General features: G+C 64.1%; 9 protein-coding genes. 5 read left to right on the top strand and 4 right to left on the bottom strand.

Annotated elements, in window-relative coordinates; translation table 11 throughout:
* Positions 1-12: 12 nt before the first annotated feature.
* Entirely contained in the window at positions 13-540 is a 528-nt protein-coding gene (locus ING15_RS08960; RefSeq protein ID WP_206454457.1) for a SixA phosphatase family protein, read from the bottom strand.
* A 294-nt stretch (positions 541-834) separates the two neighbouring features.
* On the opposite strand from ING15_RS08960, the gene dksA reads away from it, so the two are divergent.
* Complete coding sequence (dksA, locus tag ING15_RS08955) at positions 835-1,251, top strand: RNA polymerase-binding protein DksA (RefSeq protein ID WP_206454456.1); 417 nt, start codon at positions 835-837, stop codon at positions 1,249-1,251.
* A gap of 311 nt (positions 1,252-1,562) precedes the next feature.
* On the opposite strand, the gene ING15_RS08950 is transcribed toward dksA, so the two are convergent.
* Positions 1,563-2,849, bottom strand: coding sequence for a hypothetical protein (locus tag ING15_RS08950; RefSeq protein WP_332873801.1), 1,287 nt, complete (start codon positions 2,847-2,849; stop codon positions 1,563-1,565).
* Positions 2,850-2,876: 27 nt separating this feature from the next.
* Between ING15_RS08950 and ING15_RS19470 the strand changes: the two genes are divergently transcribed.
* Positions 2,877-3,095: a hypothetical protein gene (locus ING15_RS19470; RefSeq protein ID WP_232845678.1), complete on the top strand. Its 219-nt coding sequence runs from the start codon at positions 2,877-2,879 to the stop codon at positions 3,093-3,095.
* A gap of 229 nt (positions 3,096-3,324) precedes the next feature.
* On the top strand, positions 3,325-5,904 hold the full coding sequence (cckA, locus tag ING15_RS08945) for a cell cycle histidine kinase CckA (RefSeq protein ID WP_232845658.1): 2,580 nt from the start codon (positions 3,325-3,327) through the stop codon (positions 5,902-5,904).
* A gap of 25 nt (positions 5,905-5,929) precedes the next feature.
* Here the strand turns inward: cckA and ING15_RS08940 are convergent, their stop codons facing one another.
* Positions 5,930-6,850, bottom strand: a complete 921-nt coding sequence (locus ING15_RS08940) for a pseudouridine-5'-phosphate glycosidase (RefSeq protein ID WP_206454454.1) — start codon at positions 6,848-6,850, stop codon at positions 5,930-5,932.
* Entirely contained in the window at positions 6,850-7,818 is a 969-nt protein-coding gene (locus ING15_RS08935) for a PfkB family carbohydrate kinase (RefSeq protein ID WP_206454453.1), read from the bottom strand. Before ING15_RS08935 ends, ING15_RS08940 begins: the two co-directional genes overlap by 1 nt.
* Positions 7,819-7,982: 164 nt before the next feature.
* On the opposite strand from ING15_RS08935, the gene recA reads away from it, so the two are divergent.
* Positions 7,983-9,056, top strand: a complete 1,074-nt coding sequence (gene recA, locus ING15_RS08930) for a recombinase RecA (RefSeq protein WP_206454452.1) — start codon at positions 7,983-7,985, stop codon at positions 9,054-9,056.
* A 165-nt stretch (positions 9,057-9,221) separates the two neighbouring features.
* Positions 9,222-11,885, top strand: coding sequence for an alanine--tRNA ligase (gene alaS, locus ING15_RS08925; RefSeq protein ID WP_206454451.1), 2,664 nt, complete (start codon positions 9,222-9,224; stop codon positions 11,883-11,885).
* Positions 11,886-11,890 lie beyond the last annotated feature (5 nt).

Genomic DNA, 11,890 nt, shown 5'->3' with positions numbered 1-11,890 from the left:
GGTCTCCTTCGTCTAACCCAGATCATGCGGATCGACGAACTCGCGCAGCCGGCCGGTGCCCGCTGCGATTCCGCTCAGCGGCCCGGAAAACTCCATGACAGCGAGGCCGCAGGTGGGGAACCCCATCCGAATGGCTTCGATGGCGGCTGGATCGCCCCCTGCGATCAGCGACAGAGTGAACTCCTCGATCATCGGGTTATGACCGACGAGCAGAACCGCATCCGCGTCGCCGTGACGTCGCGCCGCCTCATAATAGGCCTCGACGCCCAGGGCATAGAGGGCGTCCGAGGTTTCCTCGCGGCTGCCAGACGGAAGTTTGGGGCGGATCCGGTCATAGGTCTCGCTCGCTCGCTTCGCGGTCGAACACACCACCACGTCGAAGCGGTAGCCTTTCCTTGCAATGAAATCCGCGAGACGGTCGGCTTCCTTGCGCCCTCGCGCATCCAGTGGCCGGTGGTGATCGCGCTGGCCCGGAAGGGCCCATGACGAATGCGCATGACGCAGGATGTAGAGGCGGTGGCTGTGCGATAAGGCGGACATGGCGATGGACTATGCCGAAACGACGGCGTCGAGCAATCCGGTGACGGCCAAGCGGGTCGGCTTCTTACCCGGAAGGCGGTATCCAGGCTCTTTGCGCCGAAACGCGCGAACGCGCGGGGCCGCACGTGTCTCGCTTGTCATAGCCGCGTCACGGCGCGGGTCGATAAGCCTTGTCGAAAAGCGAAGGAAAACGGGATGTTAGAAACCCGTTCACTTTCAAGTTGTACTCTATGAACAACTTGTTCGCTGTCGAAAGCGTCGCTATAAGCCCGATTGCGTGAACGGAGGTGCGTGATGAGCGAAACACTCAATATCGAGGCGACCTTGTCCGAGGACGGACAGTTCATGAATGAGGGCCAGAGGGACTATTTTCGCAAGAAGCTGCTGGCTTGGAAGGCGGAGATCTTGCGCGAATCGCGTGAGACGCTTGCGGCGCTGGCCAACGACAACAGCAATCTTGCCGATGCGGCCGATCGCGCCTCGTCGGAAACCGACCGCGCCATCGAGTTGCGGGCGCGCGACCGCCATCGCAAGTTGATTGCCAAGATTGACGATGCGTTGGAGCGAATCGACGAGGGGACCTACGGCTATTGTGAAGAGACGGGTGAACCGATCAGCCTGAAGCGGCTGGACGCCCGTCCGATCGCGACGATGTCCCTGGAAGCGCAGGAGCGGCACGAGCGCCGCGAGAAGGTCTATCGGGACGATTAGGTCCCCGGACGGGTGCGTTCAGGCATCGCGATTCCGGCTGCCGCCTATAGGTTCGGCCAGCAAAACTCCGGACAGGTCCCGATTAACGGGGCGCGCATCGACGAAGGACTGAACTCCCGCCATTGCCGGTTTCCCATATCAGCCGTTTTGGCGGATGAGCTGCTCCCAGCAACCGGATTTCTCCGCAATCCTCGAACATCTCCTGCCAGATGCGCCGTTGGCAGCGCAGCGATCCGGGTCGGTATCGTGCGGCGGCACGAGTCGGCTTCAGTGTCAGGCGCACATGAGCACGAGTCCGGCGATTGCCGGACTCAGTGGGCTTTCCGATCGCTGTCGTCGCCGAAATTGAAGTCGCCCAGCAGCCGTTCCATTTCTTCTTCCAGCGTCAAAGGCACAGGAGCAGCGGCGTTGCGGGACGGCGTGTCCGGCTGAGGAGGTATGCCGTTCCCGACGGATGAGGCCGCTGGCGCCGGGGCGAGCGGGCGCGGTGCCTCGGCTGCCGTCGCCGGAACCGGCTGTGATCTGGAGGTCTCAAGCTGGGTCGCTCCGCGCGGTGCATCCGCACCCGGATCGACTTCGTCGGGTTTGTCGGCGAAGAAGGCGTCGTTGCCAAAATCCGCATCGATCTCGGCCGAAAGGAAATCTTCGAGACTCGGGTCGGCCTCCGGGACGGATGGATGTTTCGACGTCGCCTCCGTCTGGCTTGAGGACGGGGAACGCAAGCCGGTGGCCGGCGGCCCCGAAGGCTGCCGATCCCGTTGATCGGGACTGCTGTGCGACGGGTTCGCATCATTTTGCGTCGTCGTCGCGACCGGCTTGGAAGCCGGCTGCGGCATTTCCGGCGGCGCCTTGCGATTTTGTATCGCGGTGGCGAAGCTCCTGACAGACAGCGGCTGGCGCGGCGGATCCCGGCGGTCGGCGGCATCGACGGCATCCACGGCAATGGCCGGTGCGGTCGCATCCTGCACGCGATCCAGCGCAGGGGATTGGGCGCGATTCATTTGCGCGCGCAGATTGGCGCGGGGTTGCTCGGCCTCGGAGTTCGTCAGTGCCGGTCGTGGCTCCGGCACTGCCAGTGACGGCTCGCGGCGGCCGGAATCGGACGGCGCGGGGAATGCCATATCCGGTTCGGAGGTGGGCAACTCCGGCGAGACGTTGCGGGCTTCCGTCGTCGACCGGCTCTGCCGCAGGTTGAGCGTTGGCGTGGCGATCGAACGTGGAGGAAGGCTCCGCGCGGACGGTGGCGCAGAACGATCGGCCTCTATCTTTGGGATCGGTGTGGCGGTGTATGGTGGCGTTTTGGCCGGTTCCGTCTCGGTGGCGGCGGTTGGAGCCGGCGGCACCGGCAAGGGCGCCATTACCGGTGCGGGGCGGGACTTGCTTTCGGCCAAAGGCCGCGAGGCGACCGTTTCCTGCTGGCGCGGTTCAGGGCGTGAAGCCACCGGCTTCGCTTCGGGAACGGGAATCGGCGCGACATCTCGGTCGGAAGCCGGTTCCGGCGAAACATCGTCCTTGAACGCCGGGAAATTGCCGCTTGGTTCTTCGCGGCGAGTTCCGGTGGCGGCACGAACTCTCAAGATGTTGCCCTCGAGCAGCACGTCGTTCTGCCCCCCGACCAGTACGAGATGTTCGACCTCGTCACGTCGCACCAGGATGAGTCGGCGTTTCTCGTCGATTCGGGCGACATCCATCACCGCCAATCGCGGAGCGCTTGCCTTGAACCCGGTGCCAATTCGTCCACCGAAGGCCTTTTTCGCCAAGACGATCATCAGCATCGCCAACAGGCACACGGCGATCGCGACGATCGCCACCCAGACGATTGGCGCGAGACTTTCGCCTACTAAGTCGACAATCCATTGGGGCATGGGCGCGATTTCCTCCTGCGGGGCCGGAGACCGGCGGATATTCCTTCTGTCGCCCGGCCCGGTTGACCGATCCTTCGGTCCGGGGCAAGGGCAACGTCAGCTTGGCTGTTCATAATGCCTGAACAGCGGCGCGCGAAGTCGGCATGGGCATTTTTCGTGGTCGAGGTGGAATAAAGGCCTGGCGCGAACTCTCGCCACGGATTCGCTTTTGATTCATAGTTGCGGCAAGCAGGGGCGAATCGAAATGGATGGAGCGGCGATGGGCGCGGCCGAAAAGCCTTTGATCGACCGGGCCGCGGCCGCATCCGGTGTGCGGCGCCTGCTCATTCTGGGCGGCTTGCTGATCGTCCTGGCAGCATCGCTGGCACTGTTCGGCCACGCCTATGGCGGCGTCGCGCTGCTGGTGATCTTCGGCGGGCTCGCCGTGGCCGGGATCGCCGCGATCTTCGCCGCCGCCCTCGGATTCGTGCGGTTCACCGGCCGAATCGCTGAAGGCGCAATCGCCAAGGACTTCCTCGACACCGCCCGCAACGGGACACTGATCGTCGATCGCAAAGGGCGGATCATCTACGCCAACAGCGCCTATGGCGAGACGACCGGCGCGACGACGGCCGCCGCCGTGAAAACGCTGGAACGGCTGCTGGCGCGTGAACCGGAGGCTTCCGAGGCGATCTACTACCTCGCCAACCTGGCGCGTGAAAACCGTTCCGGCCAGCGGGAGTTTCGTCTGCCGCGCAGCCTCTCCGCGGTGTCGGCCGGCAATGGCGTGCCGCATTGGTATCGGGCCTCGGTGCGTCCGCTCGCGACATCGAGTGGTATACTGCAAGCTTGGCAGATTCTCGACATCACTGCTGACCGCCAGCTGCAGGAGCGTTCGTTCCAGGATCTCCAGCACGCGATCGACTATCTCGACCGGGCGCCGGCGGGTTTCGTGGCGACGGACGCCGAGCTGAAGATCGCCTATCTCAACGCAACGCTGGCCGGGTGGCTCGGCGTCGATCTGGTCGAATTCAAGCCAGGCGACTTGTCACTTCTCGATTTCGTGCCGGAGGCGTCCCACGCGCTGCTGGCGCCCAATGCCAGCGACGACGACGCAGATGGAACCAGCGTCGTCGATCTCGACCTCATGACCCGCGATGGGCAGAGTCTTCCGGTGCGGCTCCTGCGCAAGCCGGTGGCCGATGACGCCGCGGCGCCGGGCATCATGCGAACGCTCGTTCTCAGCCGCAGCAGAAAAAGCGAGGCGGCCGATACAGCGGAAATCGCCGAGGCGCGGTTCACCCGCTTTTTCAATTCCTCCCCCATGGCGATCGCGGCGCTCGACCAGCAGGGGCGCGCGATCCGTTCCAACGCAGCCTTCCGACAGGTCTTCGGCCTGGATGCATCCAGCGGCACCGCCGAGATCGGCAGCAGCATCCGCGAAAGCGATCGTGACGGGTTGCGGCAGGCGCTTGCCGCCGCTGTCCGCGGCCAAGCCGGCATTGCGCCCGTCGATGCCGAGGTTCTAGGCGAGAGGCCACGGTCCGTACGGCTTTATATCAGCGCGATTCCGAAGGCGGGCCCGGACACGCACGAAGCGGCGATCCTCTACGGCGTCGAGATCACCGAGCAGCGGGCGCTGGAGGAGCAATTCGCAAAAAGCCAGAAGATGCAGGCGATCGGCAACTTGGCCGGCGGTATCGCCCACGATTTCAACAATGTCCTGACGATCATCACCGCGTCGGTCGACTTCCTCCTGCTCAACCATCGCACCGGAGACCCGTCGTTCCAGGATCTCTTGCTGATCAAGCAGAGCGCCAACCGTGCCGCCTCGCTGGTGCGTCAGCTGCTGGCTTATTCGCGCCGGCAGACGATGCGGCCGAAGATGCTCAACCTCACCGACGTCGTCGCTGACATGCATTTGCTGCTGAAGCGCGTCAGCGGCGATCACGCCAAACTAGAGCGCCATCACGCCCGTGACCTGTGGCCGGTGATGGCCGATATCGGCCAATTCGAGCAGGTGATCACCAATCTCGTGCAGAATGCTCGCGACGCCATGCCCGACGGCGGGACGATCACCATCTCCACCCGCAATGTCGAGGCCGCCGAAGCCCGTGGCTTCGGATATGCTGAGCTGATCGAGGGCGATTATGTCCTGGTCGAGGTCGCGGACACCGGAACCGGGATTCCGCCAGACCTGGCCGAACGCATTTTCGAGCCGTTCTTCACTACCAAGGAGATCGGCAAGGGCACCGGCCTCGGCCTGTCGATGGTCTATGGCATCGTCAAGCAGTCGAGCGGCTTCATTTTCGTCGATTCCAAGGCCGGCGAGGGCACGGTCTTTCGAATCTTCCTGCCGCGGCACATCCCCGATCAGATCGCGGCACCGAAAATTGAGGCGGGTGCGATCGCTCCCTCCAACGCCAAACTCGACCTTTCGGGAACGGCATCGATCCTGCTCGTCGAGGACGAGGATCACGTGCGGGCCGGCAATGTCCGCGCTCTTAAAATGCGCGGCTACGATGTGCACGAAGCCGCGTCCGGCATCGAGGCGCTGGAAGTGATGGAAGAACTTGACGGTCAGATCGAGCTCGTGGTCTCCGACGTGGTCATGCCGGAAATGGACGGGCCGTCTCTGCTTCGCGAAATGCGCAAGAAGCGGCCGGATCTGAAATTCATCTTCGTGTCGGGCTACGCCGAGGACGCGTTCGCCAAGAACTTGCCGGAGGGCGAAAAGTTCGGCTTCCTCGCCAAGCCGTTCTCGCTTCGCGAACTGGCCGTTGCGGTCAAAACCATGATCGACGAATAGGCGCGAACAGCTCGTGTTTTCCCGCTCACGCGGCTCTGGTAAGGGCAACGGCGATGCGTGCGGCCAGCCGTGCGTTGGCTTCGACCAGCGCGATATTGGCGGCCAGCGAACGCCCCGCGCTCAAATGATACATGCGATCGAGCAAAAATGGCGTCACGGCCTTGCCGCTGATCCCTTGGGCTCTTGCGTCGCCAAGCGCCTGTTCGATCCAACCCTCGACCATGGCGCGCGGCACCGCCTGATCCTCGGGAACCGGATTGGCGACCAGCATCCCCCCGCCAATCGAAAGGGAGACCCGGGCCCTTTGAAAGGCGGCGATCTCGTCCGCCGTATCGAGCCGAATCGGGGCGGGCAGGCCGGATTCGCGCGACCAGAAGGCAGGGAGTTCATTGGTGCCGTAGCCGATGACCGGAACACCTTTTGTCTCCAGGACTTCCAGGGTTTTGTTGAGATCGAGGATCGCCTTCGCGCCGGCACAGACCACGATGACCGGCGTTTTCGCAAGCTCCTCCAGATCGGCGGACATGTCGAAGCTCCTCTCGGCGCCGCGGTGGACACCGCCGATACCACCGGTGGCGAAGACGCCAATTCCGGCGAGATCGGCCGCGATCGTGGTCGCGGCGACCGTGGTCGCGCCGGTCCGCCCCGCGGCAACGGCATAGGCAAGGTCGGCTCGCGATAGCTTCATCGCGTCCCCGGTTGTCGCGAGCGCGTCCAGTTCCTGGTCGTCGAGCCCGACCACGAGTTGTCCGCTCAGAACCGCGATGGTTGCCGGGACGGCGCCTTGCTCCCGTATGATCGCTTCCACATTGCGGGCCATGTCGCGGTTCTGCGGATAGGGCATGCCGTGGGTGATGATGGTCGATTCCAGCGCCACCACCGGCCGCCGGCTGCCAATCGCATCAGTGACCTCGGCACAGGACCTGAACGGGAGTGTCACGGACATCACAGGGACCTTTCCGGGAAGTGGGGATCAGGCAGAACCGCGGCGCCCTCCTGGATCAGCCGAGGGAAGTCGCGCGGCGGGAACGGATCGACCGAGATTCGGAGCGACGACCCCACTAGGCCGGCGCGCACGCAATCGACCCATGCATGCCCCTCGCAAAGGGCGACCAGCGCCGCAGCGGCGAGCGTGTCGCCGGCGCCGGTGACGTCCAGCGGAACGACGGCGGGGGGCTCCTGAAAGGCGATCGCTTCGCCGTCGATCACGACGACCTCCCCCGGTCCATCGGTAATGACGGCGCGCCGCGCGCCCAACTCGATCAGGAACTCGGCGAGCAGGCGCGAACTCGTCCCGGCGCTTGCCTCGACCAGACTCGTCGCCTCGGCATGGGACAGAAACAGCGCCGAAAGGGAGCGGATCGCCCCCTGGAGACGGCGAACCTTGGCCGGCGAGACGCCGATCGCCGCGATGGGACGCCCGCCCGCGGCCTTCGCCAGTGCGTCGATCGATCCGCTCGGCAGGTTGGCGTCGACCAGCAAGGCATCGGCCTCGTCGATCGCCGCCCTGACATGCCGCCGTGTGAACACGCGTGGAACGAGAAGATCGTAGAGACCCATGTCCGCGATGCCGGCAACGAGTTCGCTCCGGTCGTCCAATATGGCTGTATAGGTCGGAGTCGCGCGGTCGATCCAGGTGATGGAGAAATCCGTGAATTTGTGAGCGGCGATCGCCTCGGCGATACGGTAACCGTCCGAATCGCCGCCCCTGGCGCTTTGCAGCACCACCGCGCAACCGAGCGCGTCGAGGGTCACGGCAGCATTGAATGCGGCACCGCCAGGCATGTCGAAGAAGCGGCCGGGATTCGACGCGGCCGGACGGTACGGTGCATCGGCCTTGGCGCGCCGGTCGATATGGGCCGCACCGACAACGAAGACGGAGAGGACATCAGACGGGCTACCGGACGTCTTCATACAACTTTAACGGACGGTAAGGATGGCGCGCGATTCGCCTTGTGGTGAAAAACCGGAACAAACCATGAATACGGGCTTGCCCGTTTGGAACAAAAAGTGTACATGTTCGGTTCAGGCCGCATCATTGCACCCCCGTCCAACGCGTGGAATAAGGTCCCGTCTCCATGGCACAGAACACACTCCGTCTCGTCGAGGAAAATTCGTTGGACAAGAACAAGGCTCTCGATGCCGCGCTTTCGCAGATAGAGCGGGCGTTCGGCAAGGGCTCGATCATGCGGCTCGGCGCGAACGAGCAGATCGTCGAGATCGAAACCGTGTCGACAGGCTCGCTCGGACTCGACATTGCGCTCGGTATCGGCGGGCTGCCGAAAGGCCGGGTCGTCGAGATCTATGGGCCAGAAAGCTCGGGCAAGACGACGCTCGCCCTACACACGATCGCCGAGGCCCAGAAGAAGGGCGGGATCTGCGCCTTCGTCGATGCCGAACACGCGCTGGACCCGGTCTATGCCAGGAAGCTCGGCGTCGACCTGGAAAACCTCCTGATCTCGCAGCCCGATACCGGCGAGCAGGCGCTGGAGATCACCGACACACTGGTTCGCTCGGGCGCGATCGACGTTTTGGTTGTCGATTCGGTCGCGGCGTTGACGCCGCGGGCAGAAATCGAGGGCGAGATGGGCGATTCGCTGCCGGGTATGCAGGCGCGACTGATGAGTCAGGCGCTGCGCAAGCTGACTGGCTCGATTTCCCGCTCGAAATGCATGGTCGTCTTCATCAACCAGATCCGCATGAAGATCGGCGTGATGTTCGGCTCACCGGAGACGACGACCGGCGGCAACGCCTTGAAGTTCTATGCCTCGGTTCGTCTCGACATCCGCCGGATCGGCGCGATCAAGGATCGAGACGAAGTGACCGGCAACCAGACCAAGGTGAAGGTGGTCAAGAACAAGCTGGCGCCGCCGTTCAAGCAGGTCGAATTCGATATCATGTATGGCGAAGGCGTCTCGAAGACCGGAGAGTTGATCGATCTCGGCGTCAAATCAGGGATCGTCGAAAAATCCGGCGCCTGGTTCTCCTACAACAGTCAAAGACTGGGGCAGGGACGTGAGAATTCGAAGAACTTCCTGCGCGACAATCCCAGTGTCGCCAATGAGATTGAGGCCCTGATCCGCCAGAACGCCGGTCTGATCGCCGAGCAGCTGCTCGTCGATCCGGGCGGCGATAGTGCTGGCGAGGACTGAACTGCTCCTGGCCGACGCTGGCTGTTGCCGGATGTGCCGCGGCAAAGCGGAGCTTGATGGACAGTGCTTCCGGGCCTCTGTACAAAGCGCCTTCGATAGGGATCGGAGGCGCTTCTTTGCGTGTTCCGACCGTGTTTTTCCGTCAGTTTTCCGAAGGTCGCATTCATGAGTGGCGTCAACGAAATCCGGTCCGCGTTTCTCGATTATTTCGCGAAGAACGACCACGAGCCGGTCGCGTCCTCGCCGCTGGTTCCGCGCAACGACCCGACGCTGATGTTCACCAACGCGGGCATGGTGCAATTCAAGAATGTCTTTACCGGCGTCGAGAAGCGCCCTTACTCCCGCGCCGTCACCTCGCAGAAATGCGTGCGCGCCGGCGGCAAGCACAACGACCTCGACAATGTCGGCTACACCGCACGCCATCACACCTTCTTCGAGATGCTGGGGAATTTCTCCTTCGGCGATTATTTCAAGGATCGGGCGATCGAACTCGCCTGGAACCTGATCACCAAGGAGTTCGATCTGCCTGCGGACCGGCTGCTGGTGACCGTCTTTTCCGAGGATGAGGAGGCGGCCACGCTCTGGCGCAAGATCGCCGGACTTTCCGATGACCGCATCATCCGCATCGCCACGTCGGACAATTTCTGGTCGATGGGCGAGACCGGACCGTGCGGCCCATGTTCGGAGATCTTTTTCGACCATGGCGAGGGCATTCCCGGCGGGCCTCCGGGAAGCCCGGACGAGGATGGCGACCGGTTCATCGAGATCTGGAACCTCGTCTTCATGCAGTTCGAGCAGATTTCAGCCGACGAGCGCATGGATCTGCCGCGTCCGTCGATCGACACCGGCATGGGGCTGGAGCGGATCGCCGCCGTCCTCCAGGGCGTCCACGACAATTACGATATTGATCTGTTCAAGGCGCTGATCGAGTCGGTCGAGGCGGCGGTCGGTTCGCGGGCGGAAGGCGACAAGGTGGCCAGCCACCGGGTCATCGCCGACCATTTGCGCGCGACCGCGTTTCTCATCGCGGACGGGGTGCTGCCGTCGAACGAGGGCCGCGGCTATGTGTTGCGGCGGATCATGCGGCGCGCCATGCGCCACGCCAAGCTGCTTGGGGCGCGTGAGCCAGTGTTGTTCAAGGTCCTGCCGACGCTGGTCGCCGAGATGGGCCGCGCCTTTCCAGAACTTGTTCGGGCCGAGGCGTTGATTTCGGAAACGCTGAAGCTTGAGGAGAAGCGGTTCCTGCAAACCCTCGATCGCGGTCTGACGCTGCTGACGGATGCGACGGAAGGCATGGGGGCCGGCCAGAAGCTCTCAGGGGAGACGGCGTTCAAGCTCTACGACACGTATGGTTTTCCGCTCGATCTGACGCAGGACGCGTTGCGCCCGCGCGGCATCGCGGTCGATCTCGACGCGTTCAATACTGCGATGGCGCGCCAGAAGGCCGAGGCACGGGCCAGTTGGTCTGGCTCCGGAGAGGCGGCATCCGAAAATATCTGGTATCCGATCCGCGAGCGCGCTGGCGCGACGGAGTTCCTCGGCTACGATACCGAACGGGCCGAGGGCGTCGTCACGGCGCTGGTCAAGGACGGGCAGGAGATCGACTGCGCGGAGACGGGCGAGGAAATCTTCGTCGTCCTCAACCAGACGCCCTTCTACGGCGAGTCGGGTGGCCAGCTCGGCGATGCCGGGACGATGCGCGGCGACAACGTCGAGATCGATGTCATCGATACCCAGAAAGTGGCGGACGGTTTGTTCATTCACCGGGGTACCGTCAAGACGGGCGCGGTTCGCAACGGCATGCCGCTCGACCTTTCGGTCGATCATTCGCGGCGGTCGTGCATCCGGCTCAATCATTCGGCCACCCATCTTCTCCATGAAGCCTTGCGCCAGGTGTTGGGGACGCATGTGGGCCAGAAGGGCTCGATGGTGGCGCCGGGACGTCTGCGCTTCGACTTCTCCCACCCCAAGCCGTTGGACGCGCGCGAGATCGCCGAAGTCGAGCGGTTGGCCAACCGGATTGTGCTTCAGAACGCTCCGGTGGAAACGCGGCTGATGGCAGTGGACGACGCGATGGCGGCCGGAGCGATGGCGCTGTTCGGCGAGAAATATGGCGATGAGGTCCGGGTGGTCTCGATGGGAACGGCCGAGGGGGGCAAAAAGACCGGCGAACCCTTCTCGATCGAACTCTGCGGTGGCACGCATGTTGCCGCGACCGGCAACATCGGGCTGATCCATATCGTCGGCGAGAGCGCTGTCGGTGCCGGCGTGCGGCGTATCGAGGCGCTCACGGGCGAGGCGGCCCGGGCCTATTTCGTCGAACAGGACGAGCGCGTGCGACGCATGGCGTCGACGCTGAAGGTTGCGCCGGCCGAGGTGGCGGACAGGCTGGAGGCGGTCGTGGAGGAACGGCGGCGGCTGGAGCGCGAACTCGCCGAAGCCAAGAAACGGCTCGCGCTCGCCGGTGACGGTGCCGGACAGGGTTCGTCAGCAGCACCGAAGGATGTCGGCGGCGTCAGCTTCATGGGACGGGTGCTCGAGGGTGTCGCCGGCAAGGACCTCAAAGGCCTCGTCGACGAAGCCAAGGCCGGGCTCGGGTCGGGCGTCGTCGTCTTCGTGAGCGTCGCCGACGGCAAGGCTAGCGTTGTCGTCGGGGTTACCCCGGATTTGACAGAGCGGTTCGACGCGGTGTCGCTGGTGCGGCAGGCCAGCGCGGCGATCGGCGGCAGGGGCGGCGGCGGGCGGCCAGACATGGCGCAGGCCGGTGGGCCGGATGCGGACAAGGCCAATGACGCCGTCTCGGCAGTCGAGGCTGCGCTCGCAGCCTGACCGCC

It is taken from the genome of Aurantimonas marina, from assembly GCF_017183135.1.
In the GTDB taxonomy this organism is placed as follows: Bacteria; Pseudomonadota; Alphaproteobacteria; order Rhizobiales; family Rhizobiaceae; genus Aurantimonas; species Aurantimonas marina.
Note: the sequence above shows the minus strand (reverse complement) of the source record. Positions and strands in the feature narration are given on the sequence as shown.